A 23,817-nucleotide genomic window follows, 5' to 3' on the forward strand; every position below is an offset into this window, starting at 1 on the left:
AAGCCCCTAATTTAGGCGGTGAGACGGGCGGCGCTAATAGCCCGCCCAGGCAGTGCGTCTGCCTACACCGCCACGCCCGCGGGCCGGAAAGGAAGGTCCAGCGTAAACCGGGCGCCCCTGCCCGGCCCATCGCTGGCGACCGTGAGCGAACCGTCCATCTCGGTCGCGGAGTTCGCACAGCTGTGCAGCCCGAACCCGTGGCCCGACTTCTTCGTGGTGAAGCCGTGGGAGAAGATCCGTGTGAGGTTCTCAGGCGACACCCCCGTGCCGTTGTCCTCCACCTGCAGAATCAGCCGGTCGTCCCGCTTCAGGGTCCTCAATGTGAGCTGCTTGCTCTGCCCCTCCCGCTCGACAAGCGACTCCTTGGCGTTCTTGACGAGGTTGATCACGATCTGGAGCACGCGCTGCCGATCCAGCAGGACCTCGGGCAGCGGCTCCAACTCCCGAACTACATCGATGCCGTGCCGTCCGAACGATGCGGAGTTCAAGCGCACAGCGTCTTCGACGATCGCCGCGAGGTCGGTCGTCTCGACGTGGCCACCCGAGTTGGCGTAGGACTGCTGCGTGGAGACGATGGTTTTGATGTGCTCGATGTTCGAGATCAGCGACCGCGCCTCGTCCAGCAGCGCCTGCTCGTCCGACGCCAGGTGGTTGCTCAGCACACGGAGGAACCGTGGCACCTGCCGGCCCCTCTCGTCCTGCGTGACGAACTCGCCCAGGTCGTCCTGGTGCTCGTCGATCAGGTCGATCACCTTAGCAAGCTGGTCGACCTTGGACGCGCCAAGCTGGTTGCTGATCATGGTCGCCGAGATGTTGACGCTGTTCAGCACGTTCCCGACGTTGTGCAGCACGCCGGTGGCAACCTCGGCCATGCCGGCGCGGCGCGCCGACTCGACCAACTCACGGTGCATTTGTTCGAGCTTCTCCTCGGTCTTCTGGCGTTCTGCGATCTCGTTGTTCAGCTCCGCGTTGGTCTTGGAGAGCTGCTGGGTGCGCTGCATCACGCGCGCCTCGAGGTCGCTGTGCGCCAGCACGAGGGCCTCGCTGCTCTCCTCAACCTGGTCGAGCATGTGATTGAACGCGGCGCACAGGTCGCCCAGTTCATCATTGCCGGGCCGAGAGACGCGGACCGAGTAATCGCTGTTCTCCGACACCCGCTGAGCGGCCGCGGTCAGGCCGCTAATCGGCCCGGAAATCACCCGCTGGAGCCGCGAGGCGAGCAGGTAGGCCGCGGCGAACGAGACCACCAGCACCACCGCCACGATGTAGGAGTAGTTCAGCAGCTGCTCGTGCAGCAGACGCAGATCGCCGCGGACGACAATGGTCCCCACCGTCTCGCCGTCCTCGACGATCGGCGAGCAGGCGATCATCTTGGAATTCTGGCTCCGCAGGACCTTCATTTCGGCGGGCAGCGATTCCTCCTGCCTGCCTGGGGGGTAGGTCGCGAACACATTCCCATCGCTGTCGTACAGCACCGCGCTGGTGACCAACGGCTGCATCCGCAAAGACGCCAGCAGCTGCTCTGCCGCATCGGTGTCCATGAACTTCAGCGCCGCAGTCGTGTTGGCGCCGAGGACGTTCGCCAGCGCCGAAACCTGCTGAGCCATGTCCTGCCGGATCAATCTTGCGTCGTTCGCGACAAACGCAGTGCACGCAACCGACATTGCGGTCGTCACCGCCAGCATCGCCAGCAGCATCAGCTTGGTCTTGATCGACATATCGGATAGAGGTCGCATCAGGATCCCGCCTCCCTACTTGCTGGCCTGTTTGGAGGTGACAATCTTCGCCAGCGAGAGCAGCTTGGAGCTGACCTTCAGCTCCCTCTCGTCAACGACATCGGTGTTGAACGCGAACCGGACGCGGTTCCCCTCGACGTAGAACTCCGCGGCGCCGCCCCGGTCGACAAACCCATCGGCCTCGCCCACCAAGAGCACAGGCAGGCCTCGCACCGCGGCGAATACGGCCCCGAGCTCTTCGTGCGCGACGGCGCCCGGCACAAACAGCAGGTGACACGGGTTGGCGTCAGCCGGGTCGGCGATCCGCCGGACTTCGATTGGGCGGTTGTTCACTGTCTTGGTCGCGGCGATCTTATCCAGCACCGCGCCGAACGGGTCCGGCCCGTAGACCGCAACAATCAGCGGCGCCTCAACACCTGCGCGAGAATCGGGCCACTCGGTGTAGGTGAGAAAGTGGTAGAGGAACGCCGCCTTGATGGTGTACTCGCGATTCACCACCACCGATGGGGGCGACTGCGCCTTTGCAGCGTGTGTCAGGCACGTAAGCAGGACCAACGCGAGGACCATAGTTCCCTGGGGCCGGATCCTGCGACGGATCGGCGCCCGGCTGTGGCAGAGACGACCCGATCGAGAGTCGGCGCCCGCCAGAGCGGAGGCTAGCGTCGGGTTGCGACTGGTCTTACCCATGCTTCGGGCCACGCCCTTACCGTCATCCCTGCCTGGATGGCAGACCGGGCGACTCACCCGGCCCGCGAGCGACGCATCTGCGTCGAGGTTGACTCGACGGGCGTCGTGGGGCGCAACCAACGGCGGTTCACCCCTCGGGGTGATCGTCCGGCGGACGAACTGGCGCCCCAACAGCTTGCCGCCACGAGTGCGCTCTGCGGCAATCACTCCGCGCTAGGCCCGCACGTCTGGACTGACCCGCAAACCCGATACGGCGTCAAGCTCTTGTCGCAGCACCTCGAGCGACCGCCTCGCGGCAGCGATGATCGAAACTGCGTCTTCCGACGGAGCTACAGGGGTATCCGTTTCAACTCGTCCCGGCTGAACAAGGCTGGCGAGATCGTTTGCCAAGTCGAGGGCATCGCTCAGCTGACCGAACACAGGCGCAATACTGTCCAACGCCATCCTGAGGTCGGCCAGCGAACGCTCCGCCGCGCGGCCTAAGGACCACTTCATTGTGAGCGCGAGCGCAAGCTGCGACACCTCGGCGCCGTCAAACGGCTTACGCAAGAGCAGCCACTGGTCCTCGTTGGCGAGTTCCTCGACAAGTTCATCCCAACTGCGATCAGAGTAGGCCGAGCAGATTACCATCTGGAGATGGGGGTCAACCTCCCACAACCGCTTGATCGTTTCCAGACCGTCCCAGCCGGGCGGCATCCGCATGTCGACGAACGCCATCGCGAATGGACATCCGGCGCGGAGCGACTGTTCGACCAGCCCCAACGCTTCCTGGCCCTGATAGGCCGAGCTGGTTTGGAACACGACCGACGGTCCGCGGTCGGGCGTGGCCGCGTCGAACAGTAGCGATCCCAACGCGTCCAGCTCGCTGCTGTCGCTCGGCGGCGAGAGGATCTTGTTGTAGTCGTCGTGGATAGCGTGGTTGTCATCGATCAGCAGCACCCGGCGGTTGCACTCCTCCGGTCCGCTGGGATCCGATCCTGCGGCCTTCGCCTTTGCCTGCGCGTGCATAGAAGTTCGCCTCGAATCGGTGTGCGTGGTTGACGCGGCCTGTCCCGCGGATGGCGAGGCAGGACGGAGGGCGCCCCTGCAACTCAGGCCGTAGGACTACATCGTCCACCACGGTTTGCTGGCTCAACGCACTGATCTCTGGAACAGGTTCGGGTTTCACTCCGCATGCCGCACCGCCCGGAGTGACCACTGGAGGCTCTCCAATGCCATCAACCGGTGCGACCGTGCCCCCCCAACTGGGTTGCGGCATTTCCTTTCGGTTCACCGGGGGTGGGACGCCGCAGCCGGCCTAGATTTCGGAAAGGGCCAACCGTGTTGTCCCAGGCGTCGGTACGCACCTTGAACTAGAGTCCGCCGGCAACCCTCGCGTGCTTCCACCCAATGCAGAGCGAACACAAGAACCGACGGATCTTGGTTGTCGACGACAATCAGGCAATCCACGACGACATCCTCAGCATCCTCCAAGCGAGGAGTGCTGACCCCGAACTGCAGAGCCTGGCTGCCGCCGTACTGGACGCGCCCGAAGCGCAGCTCAGCGTCGACCAAAAGTACGAGATCGAGTCCGCCTACCAAGGGGAAGACGGGCTCAGACTGGTCCAGCAGGCCAAGGACCGCGGCGCCCCGTTCGCCCTCGCCTTCGTCGACATGCGGATGCCGCCCGGCTGGGACGGCCTACGCACAGTCGTCGAGTGCCGCAAGTCCGACCCCCACCTGCAGGTGGTAATCTGCACCGCATACTCAGACTACTCCTGGCAGAACATCCAGAGTGAGGTCGGCGCCGGCGACTGGCTGCTGATCCTTAAGAAGCCGTTCGACGTTATCGAGGTGCAGCAGCTCGCCTGCTCACTCACCGAGAAGTGGAACCTAGCAAGGATCGCGGCCGACAAGACGAATGTGCTTGAGCAGGACATCCGCGACCGCTCAATCAAGCTCCAGCATGCCAACGAGCGTCTGCAGGATCAGGTGGAGTCGCTAGCCGAGGCAAACGCGCGACTCGCCCGCGAGGTCGCTGCCCGGCATATGGCCGATCAGCAGATCCGCCACCTCGCGTTCCACGACGCGTTGACGGACCTCCCCAATCGGCTGCTGCTTATTGAGCGCATTGAGGGCTGCATTGAGCGCAGCAAGCGGAACCCCGATCACCGATTCGCCGTCCTGTACTGCGACCTGGACAACTTTAAGCTGATCAACGACAGCCTCGGCCACCGGGTCGGCGACCAGTGCCTGATCCAGACCGCCCGCCGTCTGACCGGCACTCTGCGGGGCGCCGACGATTGCCCTCAGGCCGGTTACGACACGGTAGCCCGCCTCGGGGGCGATGAGTTCGTCATCCTGCTGGACGACATCCCCGACGCCGATCACGCCGGGGTCATTGCACAACGCATCCGCGAGGCGGTGTCTCGCGTGATGACAATCGAGCACAGCCAGCTCGCCCTCGGCGTCAGCATCGGCATCGCGGTGAGCTGTGGGGAGTACGACGACCCGGCGGAAATCCTGCGAGACGCCGACACCGCCCTTTACCACGCTAAAGACTCGGGCAAGGGTTGTGGCGCAACGTTCGACCAGGCAATGCGGGACCGGGTAACCGAGCGACTCGACCTGGAGTTCGACCTGCGGAGGGCCGTCGAGGAGGGCGAATTCGAGGTCTTCTACCAGCCGATCATGTCGCTGTCGGACAACCGGGTCGCGAAAGCCGAGGCCCTGGTCCGGTGGAACCATCCCACCCGCGGCATCCTGCCCCCCACCTTGTTCATACCGGTCGCCGAAGAAACCGGCGCCATCGAGGAAGTGGGCGCCCAGGTTCTGGACGAAGCCGTGCGGCAGGCGGCCCACTGGCGGCGGAATGATCGGACCCTTTCCGAGCTAAAGATCAGCGTCAACCTGTCGCCCCGCCAGCTCACGAGCGAGGGAATCGTCGACCAGGTAGCCCGCACGCTTCACAAGCACCAGCTGCCCCCCGAGGCGCTCGCCCTGGAGATCACCGAGTCGGCCTCGATGGACAACGTCGGCCTGGTCCAAGAAATCATGGACGGGTTTGCGGAGCTGGGCGTCTCGGTGCACCTGGACGACTTTGGCACCGGGTACTCGTCGCTGAGCATCCTGCACTCGCTGCCGTTCAGCACCATCAAGCTCGACCGCAGCTTTATCAACAACCTGGTGGAGGAGGTGGAGAGCGCCACCACCATCTGGGCGGTGGTGATGATCGCCCAGGCCGGCCGCCTGGAGGTGGTGGCCGAGGGCATCGAAACCCACGATCAGCTCGCCAAGATACGCGAGCTGGGCTGTGACTACGGGCAGGGGTACTACATCTCGCGTCCGCTCCCGCCCCACGAATTCGAGGCGTTCTGCCGCACGAAGCTCGACGAGGGCGCCCGCTTTGCCATCCCCGCCACCGACCACGCCTGCCCCGGCTAGTCGCGCTGGCTCAGCGTTTCCGGCGCCCTGCTCAAGCGCGGGGCGAGTCGGTATCATGGCCTCCGGCGGGGCGTTTCGATCGCCGGGCAAGGGTCCCCGGCGCACTCAGGCACGGACGGCACCAGGGCACCTCTATGGCTAAGCATATTTTCGTCACCGGCGGCGTGGTCAGCTCGCTCGGCAAGGGACTCACCAGCGCATCGATCGGCATGCTGCTGGAAAAGCGTGGCCTGTCGGTGCGGATGCAGAAGCTGGACCCGTACATCAACGTCGACCCGGGCACGATGAGCCCCTACCAGCACGGCGAAGTCTACGTCCTGGACGACGGCAGCGAGACCGACCTCGACCTCGGCCACTACGAGCGGTTCACCAACAGCCCGCTGACCCGGGACTCGAACTACACCACGGGACAGATCTACCAGTCGGTCATCAATAAGGAGCGGCGGGGAGAGTTCCTGGGCAAGACGGTCCAGGTAATCCCCCACATCACCAACGAGATCAAAGGCGTCATCGAGCGGGTTGCCGAAACCAAGGCCACCAACGACCCGACCGAGCCCCCGGTAGACGTCGTCATCACCGAGATCGGCGGCACGGTCGGCGATATTGAGAGCCTGCCCTTCATGGAGGCGATCCGCCAGTTCGCCATTGAGAAGGGCAAGCAGGAGTGCTTGTTTATCCACCTTACGTTGGTGCCGTACCTGAAGGCCGCCCGCGAGCTCAAGACCAAGCCAACCCAGCACTCCGTGGGGCTCTTGCGGCAGATTGGCATCCAACCCGACGTGCTGGTCTGCCGGACCGAGCAGCCAATCAGCCGCGAGGACCGCGAGAAGATCGCCCTGTTTTGCAACGTCTCGCTCGACGCGGTCATCGAAGAACGCGACAAGGACTTCTCCATCTACGAGGTCCCGCTGAGCCTGCTGGACAACCGCCTGGACGCCCTGATCTGCGACCGCCTCGGCCTGAAAACGCCGGACCCCAACCTGGAGGACTGGCATGAGCTACTCCAGCGGCTGCGGAATCCGAATCACGAGGTTTCGATTGCGGTTGTCGGCAAGTACGCCGAGCACCGCGACGCCTACAAGTCGATCTACGAGGCGATCGACCACGCCGGCATCGCCAACCGGGCACAGATCCGCGTCAGCCGCATCCGCAGCGAGGACGTGGAAGCCGAAGGCCCCGAGCGGCTCCTCTCAGGCTACGACGGCATCCTAATCCCCGGCGGGTTCGGCGAGCGGGGCATCGAGGGCAAGGTGCAGGCCATCCGCTTCGCCCGCGAAAAGGGCGTGCCGTTCTTCGGGATCTGCCTGGGGATGCAGTGCGCCGTGGTTGAGTTCGCCCGGCACGTGATGGGCCTGGAGGACGCCCACTCGACCGAGTTCGACAAAGACACCCCCGACCCCGTGATCTGCCTGCTGGACGAGCAACGCAACGTCACGGACAAGGGCGGCACGATGCGGCTCGGCTCGCAGCCCACCAGCCTGGAGCCCGGCAGCAAGGCGGCCCAGTGCTACGGGATCGCCGACGTGAACGAACGCCACCGGCACCGCTACGAGTTCAACAACTGTTACCGCAGCCGCTTCGACGCCAACGGCATGCGGATCACCGGCACCAGCCCGGACGGCACGCTGGTCGAGGTGGTGGAAGTCCCCGACCACCCGTGGTTCCTAGCGGTGCAGTACCACCCTGAATTCAAGAGCAAGCCGATCGCCGCCCAGCCGCTGTTCGCCGGATTCGTCGGGGCGGCCGTGCAGCACCGCATGAAGAAGCGGGCCAACGCCGCCGCCGACTCGCAGCAGGCCGAAACCGCCCCGGGACAGCCCGCCCAGGGCTAGCGCGGCGGGCGCTCCCCTCCAAGGTTCTCCTCCTCCAACTGCCAGATCCGATGGAAGACCAGCCGCAGGGCGAAAAGCCCAAGATCATCATCGACGAGGACTGGAAGACCCAAGTCCAGGCCGAAAAGGAAGCCGCCAAGTCTGGCAGCCCCGATGGCGACGCCCCGGCCGACACTCCTGCGGCCGAGCCGGTCGACGCCGCCGCCGATCAGCCGTTCCCGGACGACCCGGAGATGCCGCCCGCGTCATTCGAGATGTTGATCACCGGGCTCGCCACCGAGGCGATGATGGCCCTCGGGCAGATCCCGCACCCCGTCACCGGCGAGGCGAAGCCCCGACGCAATCAGGCCAAGTACCTGATCGACACCATCGGCGTGCTGCAGGATAAGACCAAGGGCAACCTGGCGCCCGAAGAGGCCGAGGCCGTTGAGGGCCTGCTGCACCAGCTGCGGATGGCGTTCGTCCACTCCGCTCCGAGCTGACCGAGAGGGCGATCGCCCCGCTGTCGGCAGAAGAAAAAACCACGCCCAGCGATGGCCCGTTAGGCGTCCCATGCCTAAACGACCCGATCCATGGTGACTTGCATCCCGCGCCGGGTGACAACGGTCGGGAATATCGGGCGGATGCCTCGCTGGGCGTGGTTTCCGTTTCCTGGCCTGAGGTCGCGTGCTCGGCGGCCTAGGCGGTGAGCTCCTCAAACAGCTTTCCAAACTCGGGCATCTGCTGGCCGATGGTCTGGGACCAAGCCTCTGGTCGCCACAGCTCGACGCACACCGCGGCGCCGACCACAACGACCGTGCCCCCCGGCTCGACGCCGAGGAACTCGCGAAAGCCCTCTGGTATGACCAGCCGGCCGCGGCCGGCTAGCTGCACGCCCCGGTGGCGGGTCGACAGCAGGCGGCCGAGCGATTGCACCTCGGCCAGCCTCCCCTCGAGCCTCCCCGCGGCGATCTTTGATTCGAGTATCTTCCGGCCCTGCTCGAGCCGTTCCTTCATCTGAGCCGGGCGCCACAGCCCCAGGCAGCCGGGCTGCTCTTTGGCCAGCAGGCACTCGCCGTCCTCGGCCGCCAGCTCCTCGCACATCTCGGGCGGCAGCGTCAGACGGTAACGATCGTCCAGGCTCCGGATCGACTCACCAAGTAGCACGAATGCTCACCCAAACTGCCGTGGCATCCGCTGCCGTGGGAAATCTGCCCAATACTGACTTCTTAAAACCCCTCTCGTGGGTTTGCCGCCCACAGCGGAGGATTTTACCAGCACATACCGACAGAGCAAGCACCCGAATGGAGAAAAATCCATGCCAGCAACGCCGCCATCGCCCGCCAACGGCAGGCAACGCAGGCCTACCCAAAGAAGCGGCCGCTGCCGGGCGGCTCGAACGCGTTCTCGATGTGCTGCACCGACTCGGGCCTGGCCGCTCCCTTGGGCCACACCAGGGCGATCACGTCGAACCGGGCGGGCTGCTCGAGCAGCCCGTGGGACTTGAGGAACCCCAGGGCCGAGTTGGCGATCCGCCGCTGCTTCTCACGATCGACCGCCTCGGCCGGGCTGCCGGCCCGTTGCGAGGGGCGGGCCTTTACCTCGACAAACACCACGGTGCGGCGGTCCTGGACGGCGATCAGGTCGATCTCGCCGAACCGGTTCCGACGCCCGCCTGCGACCACGATGTAGCCCTGGCGGCGGAGCAGCTGGGCGGCAAACGCCTCGCCGCGGTGGCCGAGGGTCCGCGGGCGGCGAGCGGGGACTAGCCGGCGGAGCCAGGAGGGCATGGGCATCGCAGCAGCTCCCTGTTACGAAAAAAGCCGCGCACGGCGGGCCCGTGCGCGGCTTTCGTTGTTCGAATAGCCGTGTGTGTTTGCTGAACTACTTGCCGTCGGTGCGACGCTCGCGGAGGCGGGTCGCCTTGCCGGTGCGGTCACGCAGGTAGTACAGCTTGGCGCGACGCACGCGGGCGGAACGCTTCACGTCAATTTTGGCGATGCGGGGCGAGTGCACGGGGAACTTCCGCTCCACACCCTCGTTGTTCACGATCCGGCGGACGGTGAACATCTCGTTCACGCCCTTGCCGCTCATCGCGATCACCACGCCGGTAAAGACCTGGATGCGTTCCTTGTTGCCTTCCAGGATCTTGTTGTGCACGTCGACGGTGTCGCCGACCTCGAACTGCGGCTTGTCTTCCTTCAGGCTCGCCTTCTCGACGAGGTCAATGATCTGCTGGCTCATCTGCTTCGTTTCCTTGTTTGATCCGCTAGGGTCAGCGGGCAACCGGGCCCTGCGTCATCCACGCTACTCTGGTTATCTAGTCTTGCGGCGGGTCGGGCCGGCGGTCGTCGTCGCCCAACTCCAGCAGGTCCTGGCGGCGGGCCCTGGTGCGATCCAGGCTGTCCCGCTGACGCCAATCTGCGATGTCGGGGTGGTTGCCGCCGAGCAGCACCTCCGGGACGGCCAACCCCCGGTACTCTCGTGGCCTGGTGTATTGGGCGTGCTCCAGCAGCCGGTTGCCGCGGGAGAACGAGTCCTCGATGCTGCTGTTCTCGTCGCCCAGCACGCCGGGCAACAGCCGCACCACCGCATCAATTATTGTCATCGCGGCCACCTCGCCCCCGTTGAGGACAAAGTCGCCGACGGATAGCTCCTCGGGCGACAGCAGATCGTAGATCCGCTGGTCGAACCCCTCGTACCGCCCGCACAGCAGGAGCAGCCGGTCGCTTACCGCCAGCTCCTCCGCCACGCGTTGGTCGAAGCGTCTGCCCTGCGGGGTCAGCAGGATCAGCCGCCCTGGCGACGCGGGCCCGGGCTCGCCACCGGCGCCCATCGCCTGCACCGCCTCGACGCACTCAACCACGGGCTCGGGCTTGAGCACCATGCCGGGGCCGCCCCCGAAGGGGCGGTCGTCCACGGGCCGGTGCTTGCCTTTGGCCCAGTCGCGGATGTTGTGCAGGTCGACCCTGACCAGGCCACGGTCGATCGCCAGCTTGAGCAGGCTCTGACTCAGGTAGCCGGAGAAGATCTCCGGGAACAGAGTCAGCACGTCGAACCGCATGCCTCACTCCACCGCCACTTCGCTCAAAACGACTCACCCAACCGAGGCTACTCGGCCGGCTTTTCCTCGCTCGACTCCTCGGCCGCGGCGGGCTCTTCGGCCTTCGCCTCTTCGGCCGGGGCCTCCTCAGCCTTGGCCTCTTCGGCGGGCGCCTCAGCGGCAGCGGCGTCGTCGGCCGGGGCCTCCGCCTCGGCTGGCGCGGCGGCCTCTGCCGGCTGCTCGGGCTCCGGCGCCTTGGGCAGCGACGCGGGCTCGCCCGGATCGGGCACTTCACGCCCCATGGCCAGGCGGTCGAGGGCCTCCTTCTGGGCATCCAGGTGGGTGCCGTTGGGGCCGTATTTCTTGATCAACACCGCCACCTTCTCCGACGGCTGGGCGCCAACGCTCAGCCAGTACTCCACGCGCTCGTTCTTGAACCGGGCGCGGGCGTCGGTCTCGGAGACCATCGGGTCGTACGTGCCGAGTTCCTCGAGCACCTTGCCGTCGCGGGGGGCCCGCTTGTCGGTGGCGCAGATGCGGAAAAACGGTCGATGGGTCCGGCCCATCTTCTTCATGCGGATACGTACGGACACGCGGGACTCCCGGGGGGTGTTGATTGGCCGCCGCTCAATAGTCGTTCAGGGGCGGGCAGGTTGTTTTGTTTGCCAGAGAAAACTGGAATCCGGGATTGTGGGCGATTTTGCCCGGCGTGGCAAGGCCCAGCGGCCGTTCACGGCGCCGGTAAAGCCACGCGGCACGCGCGACCCGGCCAGCCGCCGTCCAGCCTCCCCCGGAACCCATTCCCTCGGGGCCCGAGCCCCGCCGGGATGAGCTGAAACTGGGCCCGGCGGCGGAGAATTGACCGAATCGTTTTGTCCAAGAACACGAGCGAAGGGGACAAAACCCCCGCCGCACCTCCTCCGCCGAACCCGTCCGAGGCTGGTATAGCAGTGTTTCCGGCTCTCAGGGCGGATGGGCCGACTGGGTTTTGTCCGTTTTTGTGCGCGCAGGGGACATAACCCGCCGGGCCCTTCTTCCGCCCCACCACTGCGCAGCACAAAGAGCCCTACGCGACGGCCGTCGCGCGGACGCTGACCCAACGTGTATACATACGAACACCCACTATTTGACCACACGAGGTGGCCGGTTTCAGCCAAGAAGCCCCGAGAAGCACCACTGGTTCTCCGAATCAGGAGATGCGCAACGCAGCCACCGACAAAAATAAACGCCCCGCCCGGGAGGCCTCCCGGGCGGGGCGTTGGAATCTGCCAGTCAATTGCGGAGCGGGCTAGTGGCTGTGCTCGACGCCGCCCTCGTGGCTGTGCAGCGACACCGTCGCGGCTGGCGTCTTGGCGGGCGTGAGCGTCCGGAGCTCGGCGATCGGCTCCTTGCCCTCGTAGGCGCGGTACAGGTCCTCGACCGCCTTCTTCAGGTCGTCGGCAGTCTTCGGGTCGGCGGCCTGCTTGGTCTTCATCGCGGCGACAATCACCGTGTGGGCGGCCTTCAGCTGCTCGACGTACTTCGGGTTGTCGCTCTTGATGCGCTGCGCCAAGAAGTACTCGCCGATGATCGACTGGATGTTCGACGCGTGCGCCTCTTTGGTCGTGACCCAGCGGACCAGCTGGTTGTGGCCGGTGGCGTCGTGGGTGGCGGCCAGGTCGCCGATCTGGGTGATCGCCTTGGCGATGGTCTCGGTGTCCTCGAGCATCTCCTCGAAGCGGCGCTGGTCGCCGTAGATGCCGCACGGCACCTGGCAGTGGGCCGCGGCGATCTGCGGCGTCGCGAAAGCGAACGTAAGGATGCAAGCGTTGATGATGCGGTTCATAGCTGCCTTTGTGTGTTGAGGTGGGTAAGGCGGGGAGTCTGTGGCTGCCACTACTCTAAGACGTGCGAAAGCGTACGGCAAATCGTAGCAGGGATGACCGTAAATCTCGCCCAGCGTTGGTCGTCGGCGATTGAACTGGGGGCAGTACGCAGTAGGATGCCGGATAGTTCACAGGCGAACTGGCATTTTTGCCCCACCTCGCGTTTCCCACCCGCGCTAGCCATGATCGCCCCCCTGGTGCGACGCCCGACCGGCGTCGCTTGGGTCTGCCTGACCCTGTGCGTCCCGCCTGCTTCGGCGGCCAACGATCAAGCCCAGACAGCATCACCCGACAGCCGCGGCGCGTCGGCGGCCAGCGACCGCGCGGCCGATCCGGCGCTCGGCGTCGACCTGCCGGAGCTCGAGACCCGCGGAGCGCGGCCCTGGCTGCTGGCCAGCCAGTGCGTCAGCGGCGACTACTACACGCAGATCCGCGGCTCGATCCCGACCGCCGCAATGCGCGTTGAACGCCTCACGCCGAGCAGCGACCAAGGCCCGCTGGGCGGCGCCCAGGCAATGGCGATCCTAAGCCCGCTTCCGACCGACGAGCTGCTGCCGGCGCGCATCGACTTCACCTCGCTGGTCGCCCGCGGCTTCACTCCGGAGCCACTGCGACTCCCGCTGCCCAACCTGAGGGACTCTACATCCCGGCAGGTCGGCGTCCTCGTTGACGAGCTGGGGAGCCCCTGAGGCGATCGGTGTGTCCTCAGCGGCAGCGCCCACTACGGCGAGAGGACCATCACCTCGATCTTCCGGAAGTCGTACGGTGCGCTCTCCGCCTGAATCGAGATCAGGCCCTTGGTCAGCTCCTTGGGCGAGCCGCCGTCGAGCAGACGCTGGGCGTTCTTGTCCGCCGGGTCGAGTTGAGGGCGGCTGTACTCCATCACCTGCTCGCCGTTGACGAAGTGCTTGACGGTCTCGCCGCCGAGCACCTCGGCCTCGATGGTGGCCCACTCGCCGTCGGGGATGGTCTTGCTGGTTGAGCTGGTGCAGTGCGGCGTGTGCAGCTTGCCGTCCAGGAACACGTTGGTTCCGGGCGTGCAGAGGTTGGCGGTGCTGCGGGGCTTGCCATCCTCCAGCTGGGTGAGGATCTGAAGCTCAAGCGAAACCGGGAACTCCTGGTCCAGCACCATCGTCTGCGGGCTCTGGGCGTGCAGCATCAGGCCGTTGTTGCGCCGCGCCCAGCCCGGGCCTCCCTGCACCTGATCGCCGATGGAGCGGCACTCGACGCGGATCCGGTAGTGGGAGAACGGCTCGTTGTAGAACAGGTGTCCGTACCGGCCGCGGTACGGCCCCTCGTACTTGTCGAACCGCACCTTCAGCAGCCCGTCCTCGACCCGGAAGGTGTCGGCAAAGTTCTCGCCCGCCTCGTGGCCGCGGATCTTGGGGGTCCACCCCTTCAGGTCCTTGCCGTTGAACAGCGGCTTCCACTCCTCGGCGGCGGCGGCCTGCGCGACCAAGAACAATCCAACGACAACGATCAGACGGGCGGGCATGCGGGGCGACTCTCCGGAAGAGGGGGTTCGGGGTTCGCCACAAGTATACCCACCCGCCGGGGCCGGACGCCAACTCGGGCCGCTCAGACGCTCTCGCCCGCCAGCCACCCCGTGCTGAAGGCGGCCTGAAAGTTGTAACCGCCGATCGGCCCGTCGAGGTCCAGCACCTCGCCCGCCAGGAACAGGCCCGGCGAGACGCGGCTCTGCATGTCCTGCGATGAGACCTCCTTCAGCGCCACGCCGCCGGCGGTCACCTCCGCCTTCTTGAACCCGAGCGTACCCGACAGCGGCGCCCGCCGCCGTTTCAGCGCGTCGACCAGGCGGGACAGCTCGGCCTTGCTGAACTCGGCCGTGCGGCGTTCGGGGGGCGCGCCGGCCACGACAAGCAGCTCTTCCGCCAGGCTTTTGGGGACCAGCTCGGTCAGCACGCTCAGCACCGCCCGGTTGGGGCCGCGGAACCGGGACCGCAGCGTCTGCTCGTCGGTGTCGGGCGTGAAGTCGAAGACCGCCTGCCAGTCGGCTGAGGGCCGGTCGGTGATCGCGCGGCTGATGTCCATCGCCACCGGGCCGGACAGACCGAAGTGGGTGAACAGCAGCGATCCGCGGCGGGTGTCGGCCGGTTTCCTCCCCTCCTCCACGACGCTCAGTCGCACGTCGGGCAAGGTGACGCCCTGCAGGCGGTGGACCCAATCAGCCGTGCTGGTAAGCGGCGCGAGCGCCGGCCGCGGGGGGACGATCTTGTGCCCCAGCTGCTTGGCCCACGCGTAGCCATCGCCGGTGGTGCCGCAGCCGGGGTACGAACGGCCGCCGGTGGCCAGCACCAGCCGCTGGCAGTCGACGCGGCGGCGGTCGGTCAGCACGGAGTAGCCCTGCTCCGAGCGTTCGACGCTAACGACCGGCTCGCCGAGCGCGAGCTCGGCGCCCGACTCCTGCACCATTGCGATGCACGCCCGTGCTACGTCGAGCGCACGGTTGCTGACCGGGAAGACTTTGCCGGTCGCTTCGACCTTGGTGCGGACGCCACGCGCGTGGAACAACTCGATCAGCTCTTCCGGCCCCAACGCGGCCAGCGGCGCGTGCAGGAACCGCTCGCCCTGCCGGCCGAAAGCGGCGGCGATGGCGCGGCGGTCGGCGGCGTGCGTCAGGTTGCAGCGGGTCCCGCCGGACATCAGGATCTTGACGCCCGCCTTGCGGTTTTTCTCCAGCAGGACCACGCTCCGGCCGCGCGCAGCCGCCCGCGCCGCGGCGAACATGCCCGCCGCGCCCGCGCCGATCACCGCCACGTCGCACTCCTGTTTCATGACGCTAAAGCGTAGCGTGCCCGGCCCGGCGCCGTAACGGCCGGGCTTAGGCGGCGTAGGAGAAGAGGAATCCCGCCGCCATTGGTTGGCCGCGTCCTCCCGCAGCGTGGTACACTGGACATGGACACCCGCCCCCCCCTCCCATCGCCCTGTCATGCGAACCGCCATGCTGAGCGTCTCGCCGCTGGAATTCGCGCTGGCCGCCCTGGTCTGGGCGCTGGTCCTGGGCGCAGCGGCCCTGGGCGCTCCGCAGGCCGACGAGGCCCCGGAGACCGGCGCCGTCGCTCCCGACCAGCCGGCAGCGGCGGCAGACCCCGCCGCTGGCGACGCGCCGCCCGCGGTCGACCCGGTCGACGCCGAGCGCCGCGCCGTGTGGGAAAGCCCCGAGATGCGGTTCGCCCGCGCGTGGCTCGAAGAGTATTTCCGCACTTCGCGCCAATCGCCACCGGCGGTAGAGCGGGCCTACCTGGACCGGCTGTCACGGTTGTCGGCCGACGAGATGCGGGCGTGGCTGCAGCAGATGTCGATGCAGCACCGGCAGATCGCCCAGGAGAACCGCCGCTTCGCCGCCGCCCGCCGCCAGGTGGTGGAGAACGCCGCCTCGCAGCGCACCCCAGCGCCGGTCTCGCCGCGCGTCCCGTCGAGTGGTGGGTACAACTACGTGCAGCCGCTCGCGGTGCAGCGGCCGTTCAGCGGGCCGGCTTACGACCCGCGGTACAACACGCTGCGGTCGTTCGAGATCGTGCACTACCTCGACACGCTGCAGATCCGCGAGGACCTGTACGACCTGCGGAACTCTAGCAGGTAGGCGCCCCGCGTACCCCTGACGTCCGGCCACGGGCTGCGGCTATGCTGGCCGCATGACGGTGCCTGAATGGAAACTCCCGCCCGGCGTCTCGCGGGGCACGTGGGACTACGCCCAGTCGACCTCGGTCGCCGAGGACTACGACGACTACCACGCGCTCAACCCGCTGTTCGACTTCGAGGAGTCGGTGCTGCGTGAGGAGTTCGCGCGGCCCGGACGGGTGGCGGACCTCGGCTGCGGGACCGGACGCGCGCTCGTGCCGCTGGTCCGCGCGGGCCACCGCGGCCTGGCCGTGGACCTGTCGGAGAAGATGCTGGGCGTGGTCCGCGAGAAGGCCGCGCTGGAGAATCTCGACATCGAGTGCCTGCAGGCCAACCTGGCGGAGCTCGACGCCGTGGCGGACGAGAGCGTCGACAACGCGATGTGCCTGTTCAGCACGCTGGGGATGATCCGCGGCCGGGCCGTGCGGCGGCGGGCGCTGGGGCACATGCGGCGGGTCCTCCGCCCGGGCGGGCGGCTGGTGCTGCACGTGCACAACTTCTGGTTCAACGTGTGGGACCCGGGCGGGCCGTGGTGGGTCGTCAGGAGCCTGCTCGCCGCGTCGGCGCCGTCCGCCCGCCGCCGCGAAGATTGGGACCTCGGCGACAAGTACTACCCGTACCGCGGCGTGCCGAACTTCTACCTGCACGTGTTCCGCAACCGCGAGCTGCGCGCCGACCTGCGGTCGGCGGGCCTGCGGGTTCGTCGATGGATCCCGCTGGACGTCCGCCGGCGCCACGCGCTTCGGGCGGGGTGGCTGCTGCCGGCGCTGCGCGCCAACGGCTGGATCGTGGTCTGCGAGCGGTAGCGGGCGGCTACGGCGAGGCCGCCTCGAAGCTGAACGTGACGCCGACGCTGTCGCTGATCGCGGGGATCGAGTTGTTCATGCCGTAGTCGCTCCGCTTGATCGGCAGGTCGCAGTGGAAGCCGACGCGGGCCTTGCCTTGCTGGTCTTCCCCCGCGTGCAGCAGGCGGACCGGCAGCGTCACCTCTTTCGAGACGCCGTGCATCGTCAGCTTGCCCTTCACCTGGTAGACGTCGCGGCCCTTGTCGTCGCGCGTCACGCCCTGCGTCTGGCCCGCGAAGGTGATCTCCGGGAACTTCGCTGCGTCGAAGAAGTCGGCGTTCATGAGGTGCTTGTCACGCGCCTCGTTGCCGGTGCTGATGCTGGCGACCTTCACCGCCAACTCGAACCGGCTGCCCTCGGGGTTGGCCGGGTCAAGCGTGACCCTGCCGGACGCCTCCTTGAACATGCCGTAGGTGAAGCTGTACCCCAGGTGACCGACGCTGAACACCACCGAGGTGTGCGCGCCGTCCACCACGTACTGGGCGGGCGCGGCCTGCGCCTGGTTGGAGGCCAACAGCGCGAGGGCGACAAGCAGCGGAAACGGGCGGGGCATAGCGGTGCTCCTGGTGGGGGATCGCTTGCGGTTGGGGGGCGGCGGCCCTGCGGTTACGCCCGACGAATCCCCGTTGGTGCGGCAAGAACGTGGGGCGCTCGTCGAATCTATTCCCAACGGGCCTAATCGACTATTATCAGAATGCGAGCGGATTGCCTACTCCCCAGGACGACCAGATGACCTCTCCCATCCTCCTGCAGCTCGACGGCCTGAGCGGCCTGATGCCGATCATCGTCACCTTCATGGTGATCGTGCTCTTGATCGGCGGCGCCATCTTCATCTTCAGCTACGGAAAGCTGTGGCTGCAGGCGTGGTCGTCAAACGTGTGGATGAACCCGTTCGACCTGGTGTTCATGAGCCTCCGCCAGGTGCACGCGCGGACTATTGTCGACGGCCGGATCATGGCCACGCAGGCCGGCGTGGGCAACGACCCCAACACCGGCATCACCACCCGCCGCCTCGAGGCGCACTACCTGGCGGGCGGCAACGTGCCGCGGGTGATTAACGCGTTGATCGCCGCACACCGCGCCGACATCGACCTCGACTTCGACCGCGCCGCGGCGATCGACTTGGCCGGCCGCGACGTGCTGGACGCCGTGAAGACGAGCGTCTACCCGAAGGTGATCGACTGCCCCGACCCGGAGAAGTCGCCCAAGACCACGCTCAGCGCGGTCGCGAAGAGCGGCGTCGAGCTTAAGATCCGGGCCCGGGTGACCGTCCGCACCAACCTGAAGCAGCTGATCGGCGGCGCCACCGAAGAAACAATCGTCGCCCGCGTCGGCGAGGGAATCATCACCGCCATCGGCTCGGCCGAAGACCACCAGGCGGTGATGGAGAACCCGGACCGCATCTCCAAGGCGGTGCTGGAGCGCGGGCTCGACGCGCACACCGCGTTCGAGATCGTGTCGATCGACATCGCCGACATCGACATCGGAGAGAACATCGGCGCCCGGCTGCAGGCGGACCAGGCGGAGGCCGACACACGCAAGGCCCAGGCCTACGCCGAGAAGCGCCGCGCGGACGCCATCGCGCGCGAGCAGGAGATGAAGGCGGACGTGGCCGCCAACCGGGCCGGCGTGCTGCTGGCCCAGGCCGAGGTGCCGATGGCCATGGCCGAGGCGTTCCGCAAGGGCACGCTCGAAACCTCCCAGAACGGCTCGTCCTAGACCGCTATGCTACTGGCGCCGCAGGGCGTAGTCGAAGGCGGACTTGATGGACATCTCGGTGTCCGGGTCGGGGTCGGTGAGCAGACGCCACGAGCCGTCGATGTACTCCAGCTCAAAGTCCCGGACCGACTCGCCTTCGCGGGTCTTCATGGGCGAGCCGCTGGTGAGCGGTGACGAGAGCCCGCCGGTCGACGCCTCGCCGGACTGCATCGGGTCGCCACCCTCCATCGCGGCGGCGTCGTCAACGGGCTCGTCAGTCCGCTGCTGATCATTGCTGCTGGACGACTCGTTGTCACGGTTGAAGGTGAACATGGTGACCGTGTACCGCCGCGTGATGGTGATCGTGCCGCGGTAGCTGTCACCCTCGTTGACCGGCGGGTGCAGCTGGTGCTCGACGGTCTGCGTCGACTCGGTGTTGGCGCCGCCGGTGGGGCCGGGGTCGCGGGCCGTGCCTGCGCCTGCGGTGCCCACGAGGCGGTTCACGTCCTCGAAGATGTGCTCAAACTTCACCTCCGCCTCGGGGCGTGGCGAGGTCGCGGGCGTGGGGGGCGCGGGGGTTTCTGGCTCGCAGCCAATCACCAGCAGCGGGACGCAGCCGAGCAGGCCGAGCGCCGCCGCCACGGCCGGCGCCTTGGTCCGGCGGGTCGGGGCAGAGGGGGGAAGCGACAGCATCGTCATTGCTAGCGACGGCCTCGTAATAAGCTGGTTGAGAACGGCGATGGTCACCGTCGGGGCCTCGGCCGCGTCGGTTCTTTCAGGATAGCATTTGCCCCCGGCCCGGGCCAACCGACGTCGCGCGGCCCGCAGCGCAACCGGACTAATCCCCCCAGCCGGGCTATCCCCACGCGATCGCCGTAGCGCGGTGGTCAGTTCGCCGCCGCGGTCGGCTCCGGCCCGTAGTAGAGAACCGCAAATGCCACGGCCAGCACCGCCAGGTAGATGTACACGTTCGCCACGCCGACCCAGTGCGTCCAGTGACGCTGGGCGCCCCTCCGGCGGTCGCTCCACACTCCCAGCGTCACGAACGCGATCGCGATCAGCTGGGGCACGATCGCCGCCAGGTAGGCGGCGACCACGGCGTCTTGGTAGGCAGCGCCCACGCGGCTGTAAAAGTACGACCGCAGCATGTATCCCACAATCGGCTCGGCCGCCATCCAGAGGAACGTGACACGCCACGCCGCGAACTTCGATGTGCGGGCCAGGCCCAGGCTGACGGCGAACAACGCGACGCCGCGCAGCAGCACGTAGAGTTCAAATGCGGTCGCCATCCGCCAGCCGTCGAACGCCACTCCCGCCCACAACGCGATGTGCAGCGCGACAGACAGCGAGGACAACAGCAGCAGCCCGTGCCCCGGCTGCCACACGGCGACGCCGGAGCGGCGGGCCGACAGCACTACACAAAGCGCCGACATCTCGGCAGACGCGGGCAAGAACCAGAGCAGGTTCAGCACCCCGCCCGAGTCGTCCAGAGCCGGCGAGTTGCGGATCGCGGAGAACACCACCGCGAACAACGCCGAGGCGACCGCCATCCACAGCAGCAGGTGGTGCACGCGTAGCGGCGGCAGCGAGTCGCCCCCGCCATTCCCGAGCGGCACCCTGGCGTCGAACGGCGGTGGTTCGTCGATGGGCTGGTGGTGTCCCGCGTCTTCCGCCATGCGTGACCCCGGCTGGTAGGTGGGCAGGATCGCGGTTTGCGGACCGAGCCTACAGCCCGAACCGCTCCTGCAGGCTCTCGACCTGGATCTCTTCTACGCGGAGCGCCTCCATGGCCCGGGTCGCGGCCTCGCACGCCTCGAGCGTGGTCAGGCACGGCACGCCGGCCGCCACCGCGGCGGCGCGGATGCGGCCCTCGTCGGTGCGGGCGCCCTTGCCGACCGGGGTGTTCATCACCAGCGCCACGTTCTCGTCGGCCAGGTAGTCCAACAGGTTGGGGTGGCCCTGCTGGATCTTCTTCACCTCGCCGCACTCGACGCCCGCCTCCCGCAGCACCTTGCCGGTGCCCGGCGTGCAAAGGATCGAGAAGCCCAGTGCGGCCAGCCGCCGGGCGAGCCCGACCGCCGCCGGCTTGTCCCGCGGCGCCACGCTCAGGAAGATGTTCCCCGACTCCGGCAGCACGGTGCCGGCCGCCAGCTGGCTCTTGGCGAACGCCAGGCTGAACCGCGGGCTGATGCCCATCACCTCGCCGGTGCTGCGCATCTCGGGGCCCAGCACGATGTCCACGCCCTTGAACTTGTTGAACGGGAAGACGGCCTCCTTCACCGACACGTGCGCCGGGATCGGGTCCTTGGTGACGCCCTGCTCCACGAGCGACACGCCCGCCATCACCTTCGCGGCGACCTTTGCCGCCGGCAGGCCGGTCGCCTTTGACACGAACGGCACGGTGCGGCTGGCGCGGGGGTTCACCTCGATCACGTACAGCACCGGACGCGACTCGCCGCCCTGCTCGCCCTCCCAACGCACCGCGTACTGCACGTTCATCAGGCCCTTGACGTCCAGCTCCTTGGCCAGGGCCACGGTCGCCTCGCGGATCTCCTGCAGAACGGGGCCGGGCAGGCTGTAGGCGGGGATCGAGCAGGCCGAGTCGCCCGAGTGCACGCCCGCCTCCTCGATGTGCTCCATGATGCCCGGCACGACAACGGTCTGGCCGTCGCCGATGGCGTCGACGTCCACCTCGGTGGCGCCCTCCAGGAACTTGTCGATCAGCACCGGCTGCCCCTGGGCGGCGATGAACGCCGCGGCCACAAACCGCTCGAGCTGCGCGTTGTCGTAGCAGATCTCCATCGCGCGGCCGCCCAGCACAAAGCTCGGGCGGACCAGCACCGGGAAGCCGATCTCGCCGGCGATGCGGCGGGCCTCGTCCATCGTACGGGCGATGCCGTTGGGCGGCTGCCGCAGGCCGAGCCGCTCGAGCAGCGCGGCGAACTTCTCGCGGTCCTCGGCGTCCTCGATCGCGTCGACGCTGGTGCCGATGATCGGCACGCCCGCCTCCTGCAGCGCGCGGGCCAGGTTGAGCGGGGTCTGGCCGCCGAACTGCACGATCACCCCGTCCGGCTGCACGCGGTCGCAGATGTTCAGCACGTCCTCGACCGTCAGCGGCTCAAAGAACAGCAGGTCAGACGTGTCGTAGTCGGTGCTGACGGTCTCCGGGTTGGAGTTAACCATGATCGACTCGATGCCGAGCTCACGCAGCGCGAAGCTGGCGTGGCAGCAGCAGTAGTCGAACTCGATGCCCTGGCCAATGCGGTTGGGCCCGCCGCCCAGGATCATGATCCGCTTCTTGTCGCCGTCGGGCTTGGGCGGGGTCTCGTCCTCGTCCTCGTAGGTCGAGTAGAAGTAGGGGGTGTAGGCCTCGAACTCGGCGGCGCAGGTGTCGACCGACTTGAACGCGGTCTGGATGCCCCGCTTGATACGCTCGGCCCGCACCTCCAGCTCGCCGCGGCCGAAGATGGCCGAGAGCTGACGGTCGGAGAACCCAAACCGCTTCGCGGTGCGGAGCTGGGCGTCGGTGATCGATTCCCATGTGAACCCGTCCTCGGCCAGGGCCCGCAGCTCGTCCTCGGTCTCGACGATCTCGTGCAGGTTGTCGAGGAACCAGGGGTCGATGCCGGTGATCTCGAACACCTCGGCCGCCGACAGGCCCAGCTTGAACGCGTAGCGGACGTGCCAGATGCGGTCGGGGCCGGCCGAGGCGAGCTGCGCGCGGATCTCTTCCTCGTCGGGCCGCTGGTCGCCCGGCTCGCCGTTGGGTCCGTACCACAGGTCGTTCTTGTCGCAGCCGAAGCCGAACGCGCCGACCTCCAGCCCGCGGAGCGCCTTCTGGAAGCTCTCCTTAAACGTGCTGCCGATGGCCATGGTCTCGCCGACGCTCTTCATCTGCGTGGTGAGCTTGTCGTCGGCGTCGGGGAACTTCTCGAACGCAAACCGCGGGATCTTAGTCACCACGTAGTCGATCGACGGCTCGAAGCACGCGGTGGTCTCGCGCGTGATGTCGTTGGGCAGCTCGTGCAGGCGGTAGCCCACGGCCAGCTTGGCGGCGATCTTGGCGATCGGGAAGCCGGTCGCCTTGCTGGCCAGCGCGCTGGAGCGGCTGACGCGGGGGTTCATCTCGATGACGATCATCCGCCCGTCGGCCGGGTTGATCGCGAACTGGATGTTGGAGCCGCCGGTCTCGACTCCGATCTCGCGGATCACCGCCAGCGACGCGTCGCGCATCCGCTGGTACTCCTTGTCGGTGAGCGTCTGGGCCGGGGCGACGGTGATCGAGTCGCCGGTATGGATCCCCATCGCGTCAAAATTCTCGATCGAGCAGATGATCACGACGTTGTCGTCCGCGTCGCGCATCACCTCCATCTCGTACTCTTTCCAGCCGAGGATCGACTCCTCGATCAGCACCTCGGTGGTCGGCGACAGGTCCAGGCCGTGCCGCACCATCTGGTCGAACTCTTGGCGGTTGTAGGCGATGCCGCCGCCGGAGCCGCCCATGGTAAAGCTGGGCCGGATAATCGCCGGCAGGCTGATGTGCTCAATCCACTCGCGGGCCGCTTCGAGCGTCTGGACCGTCTTGCCCTTGCAGACGCCCAGGCCGAGTTTGTCCATCGCGGCCTTGAACCGCTCACGGTTCTCCGCCTTGTCGATCACGTCCGCGTTGGCGGCGATCATCTCGACGCCGTACTTCTCCAGCACCCCGTGCTTGTCGAGGTCCATCGCCAGGTTGAGCGCGGTCTGGCCGCCGAGCGTGGGCAGCAGCGCGTCGGGACGCTCCTTGGCGATCACCTTCTCCACCACCTGCCAGGTCAGCGGCTCGATGTACGTCCGGTCTGCCGTGGCCGGGTCGGTCATGATGGTGGCCGGGTTCGAGTTGACCAGCACCACCTCGTAGCCCTCTTCGCGGAGGGCCTTGCACGCCTGGGTGCCGGAGTAGTCAAACTCGCAGGCCTGGCCGATCACAATCGGGCCGCTGCCGAGGAGCAGAATCTTGTGGATATCGTCGCGTCGAGGCACGTCGGGGCGGGGGGAAGGCGGTCGTGCGGCGGGGGGAGGCGGGGC

At 67.2% G+C, this 23,817-nt stretch carries 22 protein-coding genes; 7 read left to right on the forward strand and 15 right to left on the reverse strand.

Annotated elements, in window-relative coordinates:
- Positions 1-62: 62 nt before the first annotated feature.
- The 3 genes from KOR34_RS14310 to KOR34_RS14320 form a co-directional block, all read right to left on the reverse strand.
- On the reverse strand, positions 63-1,736 hold the full coding sequence (locus KOR34_RS14310) for an ATP-binding protein (RefSeq protein ID WP_146565239.1): 1,674 nt from the start codon (positions 1,734-1,736) through the stop codon (positions 63-65).
- A gap of 15 nt (positions 1,737-1,751) precedes the next feature.
- Positions 1,752-2,303: a YfiR family protein gene (locus tag KOR34_RS14315; protein WP_197531417.1), complete on the reverse strand. Its 552-nt coding sequence runs from the start codon at positions 2,301-2,303 to the stop codon at positions 1,752-1,754.
- Positions 2,304-2,636: 333 nt separating this feature from the next.
- The gene (locus tag KOR34_RS14320) at positions 2,637-3,431 is read right to left on the reverse strand and encodes a response regulator (RefSeq protein WP_146565241.1); all 795 of its coding nucleotides are present in this window, start codon (positions 3,429-3,431) and stop codon (positions 2,637-2,639) included.
- A 381-nt stretch (positions 3,432-3,812) separates the two neighbouring features.
- Between KOR34_RS14320 and KOR34_RS14325 the strand changes: the two genes are divergently transcribed.
- The 3 genes from KOR34_RS14325 to KOR34_RS14335 all read left to right on the forward strand — a co-directional run bounded on the left by KOR34_RS14325 (position 3,813) and on the right by KOR34_RS14335 (position 8,160).
- The gene (locus KOR34_RS14325; protein WP_146565242.1) at positions 3,813-5,846 is read left to right on the forward strand and encodes a GGDEF/EAL domain-containing response regulator; all 2,034 of its coding nucleotides are present in this window, start codon (positions 3,813-3,815) and stop codon (positions 5,844-5,846) included.
- A gap of 134 nt (positions 5,847-5,980) precedes the next feature.
- Positions 5,981-7,678: a CTP synthase gene (locus KOR34_RS14330; protein ID WP_146565243.1), complete on the forward strand. Its 1,698-nt coding sequence runs from the start codon at positions 5,981-5,983 to the stop codon at positions 7,676-7,678.
- Between the two features lie 50 nt (positions 7,679-7,728).
- Positions 7,729-8,160 (forward strand): DUF1844 domain-containing protein, encoded by a 432-nt coding sequence (locus KOR34_RS14335; RefSeq protein WP_146565244.1) that lies wholly within the window; start codon positions 7,729-7,731, stop codon positions 8,158-8,160.
- Between the two features lie 196 nt (positions 8,161-8,356).
- Here KOR34_RS14335 and KOR34_RS14340 read toward each other — a convergent pair whose 3' ends face one another.
- The 6 genes from KOR34_RS14340 to KOR34_RS14365 all read right to left on the reverse strand — a co-directional run bounded on the left by KOR34_RS14340 (position 8,357) and on the right by KOR34_RS14365 (position 12,525).
- Positions 8,357-8,824, reverse strand: a complete 468-nt coding sequence (locus KOR34_RS14340) for an MraZ N-terminal domain-containing protein (RefSeq protein WP_228714608.1) — start codon at positions 8,822-8,824, stop codon at positions 8,357-8,359.
- 197 nt (positions 8,825-9,021) lie between these two features.
- Positions 9,022-9,453 (reverse strand): YraN family protein, encoded by a 432-nt coding sequence (locus KOR34_RS14345; protein WP_228714609.1) that lies wholly within the window; start codon positions 9,451-9,453, stop codon positions 9,022-9,024.
- Positions 9,454-9,541: 88 nt separating this feature from the next.
- Positions 9,542-9,901 (reverse strand): 50S ribosomal protein L19, encoded by a 360-nt coding sequence (gene rplS / locus KOR34_RS14350; RefSeq protein ID WP_146565245.1) that lies wholly within the window; start codon positions 9,899-9,901, stop codon positions 9,542-9,544.
- A gap of 76 nt (positions 9,902-9,977) precedes the next feature.
- Complete coding sequence (trmD, locus tag KOR34_RS14355) at positions 9,978-10,721, reverse strand: tRNA (guanosine(37)-N1)-methyltransferase TrmD (protein WP_146565246.1); 744 nt, start codon at positions 10,719-10,721, stop codon at positions 9,978-9,980.
- A 47-nt stretch (positions 10,722-10,768) separates the two neighbouring features.
- The gene (gene rpsP, locus KOR34_RS14360) at positions 10,769-11,293 is read right to left on the reverse strand and encodes a 30S ribosomal protein S16 (RefSeq protein ID WP_228714610.1); all 525 of its coding nucleotides are present in this window, start codon (positions 11,291-11,293) and stop codon (positions 10,769-10,771) included.
- Between the two features lie 695 nt (positions 11,294-11,988).
- On the reverse strand, positions 11,989-12,525 hold the full coding sequence (locus KOR34_RS14365; protein WP_146565247.1) for a superoxide dismutase [Ni]: 537 nt from the start codon (positions 12,523-12,525) through the stop codon (positions 11,989-11,991).
- 222 nt (positions 12,526-12,747) lie between these two features.
- Here KOR34_RS14365 and KOR34_RS14370 point away from each other — a divergent pair, with 222 nt between their 5' ends.
- Entirely contained in the window at positions 12,748-13,254 is a 507-nt protein-coding gene (locus KOR34_RS14370) for a hypothetical protein (protein WP_146565248.1), read from the forward strand.
- Positions 13,255-13,286: 32 nt separating this feature from the next.
- Here the strand turns inward: KOR34_RS14370 and KOR34_RS14375 are convergent, their stop codons facing one another.
- Together KOR34_RS14375 and KOR34_RS14380 are read right to left on the reverse strand one after the other, a co-directional pair.
- Entirely contained in the window at positions 13,287-14,060 is a 774-nt protein-coding gene (locus tag KOR34_RS14375; RefSeq protein WP_146565249.1) for a 3-keto-disaccharide hydrolase, read from the reverse strand.
- 83 nt (positions 14,061-14,143) lie between these two features.
- The gene (locus KOR34_RS14380) at positions 14,144-15,361 is read right to left on the reverse strand and encodes a BaiN/RdsA family NAD(P)/FAD-dependent oxidoreductase (RefSeq protein ID WP_146565250.1); all 1,218 of its coding nucleotides are present in this window, start codon (positions 15,359-15,361) and stop codon (positions 14,144-14,146) included.
- Positions 15,362-15,515: 154 nt separating this feature from the next.
- On the opposite strand from KOR34_RS14380, the gene KOR34_RS14385 reads away from it, so the two are divergent.
- Both KOR34_RS14385 and KOR34_RS14390 read left to right on the forward strand, forming a co-directional pair.
- Entirely contained in the window at positions 15,516-16,169 is a 654-nt protein-coding gene (locus KOR34_RS14385; RefSeq protein WP_146565251.1) for a hypothetical protein, read from the forward strand.
- A gap of 52 nt (positions 16,170-16,221) precedes the next feature.
- On the forward strand, positions 16,222-17,013 hold the full coding sequence (locus KOR34_RS14390) for a class I SAM-dependent methyltransferase (RefSeq protein WP_146565252.1): 792 nt from the start codon (positions 16,222-16,224) through the stop codon (positions 17,011-17,013).
- A 7-nt stretch (positions 17,014-17,020) separates the two neighbouring features.
- On the opposite strand, the gene KOR34_RS14395 is transcribed toward KOR34_RS14390, so the two are convergent.
- Positions 17,021-17,605: a YceI family protein gene (locus tag KOR34_RS14395; protein ID WP_146565253.1), complete on the reverse strand. Its 585-nt coding sequence runs from the start codon at positions 17,603-17,605 to the stop codon at positions 17,021-17,023.
- Between the two features lie 176 nt (positions 17,606-17,781).
- On the opposite strand from KOR34_RS14395, the gene floA reads away from it, so the two are divergent.
- Positions 17,782-18,771 (forward strand): flotillin-like protein FloA, encoded by a 990-nt coding sequence (gene floA, locus KOR34_RS14400; protein WP_146565254.1) that lies wholly within the window; start codon positions 17,782-17,784, stop codon positions 18,769-18,771.
- A gap of 9 nt (positions 18,772-18,780) precedes the next feature.
- On the opposite strand, the gene KOR34_RS14405 is transcribed toward floA, so the two are convergent.
- The 3 genes from KOR34_RS14405 to carB all read right to left on the reverse strand — a co-directional run bounded on the left by KOR34_RS14405 (position 18,781) and on the right by carB (position 23,772).
- A complete protein-coding gene (locus KOR34_RS14405) occupies positions 18,781-19,497 on the reverse strand; it encodes a hypothetical protein (RefSeq protein WP_146565255.1) in 717 nt (238 codons plus the stop codon).
- A gap of 140 nt (positions 19,498-19,637) precedes the next feature.
- Positions 19,638-20,426 (reverse strand): hypothetical protein, encoded by a 789-nt coding sequence (locus KOR34_RS14410; protein ID WP_146565256.1) that lies wholly within the window; start codon positions 20,424-20,426, stop codon positions 19,638-19,640.
- Between the two features lie 49 nt (positions 20,427-20,475).
- Positions 20,476-23,772, reverse strand: coding sequence for a carbamoyl-phosphate synthase large subunit (gene carB / locus KOR34_RS14415; RefSeq protein ID WP_146565257.1), 3,297 nt, complete (start codon positions 23,770-23,772; stop codon positions 20,476-20,478).
- Between the last annotated feature and the right edge of the window lie 45 nt (positions 23,773-23,817).

It is taken from the genome of Posidoniimonas corsicana (assembly GCF_007859765.1).
Lineage (GTDB): Bacteria > Planctomycetota > Planctomycetia > Pirellulales > Lacipirellulaceae > Posidoniimonas > Posidoniimonas corsicana.

Bases quoted from the DNA above. Each gene is read 5' to 3' on its own strand.
- KOR34_RS14335 (WP_146565244.1), top strand. From the start codon at position 7,729: ATGGAAGACCAGCCGCAGGGCGAAAAGCCCAAGATCATCATCGACGAG.
- KOR34_RS14370 (WP_146565248.1), top strand. From the start codon at position 12,748: ATGATCGCCCCCCTGGTGCGACGCCCGACCGGCGTCGCTTGGGTCTGC.
- KOR34_RS14320 (WP_146565241.1), bottom strand. From the start codon at position 3,431: ATGCACGCGCAGGCAAAGGCGAAGGCCGCAGGATCGGATCCCAGCGGA.
- KOR34_RS14410 (WP_146565256.1), bottom strand. From the start codon at position 20,426: ATGGCGGAAGACGCGGGACACCACCAGCCCATCGACGAACCACCGCCG.
- KOR34_RS14325 (WP_146565242.1), top strand. From the start codon at position 3,813: ATGCAGAGCGAACACAAGAACCGACGGATCTTGGTTGTCGACGACAAT.
- rplS (WP_146565245.1), bottom strand. From the start codon at position 9,901: ATGAGCCAGCAGATCATTGACCTCGTCGAGAAGGCGAGCCTGAAGGAA.
- KOR34_RS14315 (WP_197531417.1), bottom strand. From the start codon at position 2,303: ATGGTCCTCGCGTTGGTCCTGCTTACGTGCCTGACACACGCTGCAAAG.
- floA (WP_146565254.1), top strand. From the start codon at position 17,782: ATGACCTCTCCCATCCTCCTGCAGCTCGACGGCCTGAGCGGCCTGATG.
- KOR34_RS14310 (WP_146565239.1), bottom strand. From the start codon at position 1,736: ATGCGACCTCTATCCGATATGTCGATCAAGACCAAGCTGATGCTGCTG.
- KOR34_RS14395 (WP_146565253.1), bottom strand. From the start codon at position 17,605: ATGCCCCGCCCGTTTCCGCTGCTTGTCGCCCTCGCGCTGTTGGCCTCC.
- KOR34_RS14365 (WP_146565247.1), bottom strand. From the start codon at position 12,525: ATGAACCGCATCATCAACGCTTGCATCCTTACGTTCGCTTTCGCGACG.
- KOR34_RS14330 (WP_146565243.1), top strand. From the start codon at position 5,981: ATGGCTAAGCATATTTTCGTCACCGGCGGCGTGGTCAGCTCGCTCGGC.
- KOR34_RS14385 (WP_146565251.1), top strand. From the start codon at position 15,516: ATGCGAACCGCCATGCTGAGCGTCTCGCCGCTGGAATTCGCGCTGGCC.
- KOR34_RS14375 (WP_146565249.1), bottom strand. From the start codon at position 14,060: ATGCCCGCCCGTCTGATCGTTGTCGTTGGATTGTTCTTGGTCGCGCAG.
- KOR34_RS14390 (WP_146565252.1), top strand. From the start codon at position 16,222: ATGACGGTGCCTGAATGGAAACTCCCGCCCGGCGTCTCGCGGGGCACG.
- KOR34_RS14345 (WP_228714609.1), bottom strand. From the start codon at position 9,453: ATGCCCATGCCCTCCTGGCTCCGCCGGCTAGTCCCCGCTCGCCGCCCG.
- trmD (WP_146565246.1), bottom strand. From the start codon at position 10,721: ATGCGGTTCGACGTGCTGACTCTGTTCCCGGAGATCTTCTCCGGCTAC.
- KOR34_RS14380 (WP_146565250.1), bottom strand. From the start codon at position 15,361: ATGAAACAGGAGTGCGACGTGGCGGTGATCGGCGCGGGCGCGGCGGGC.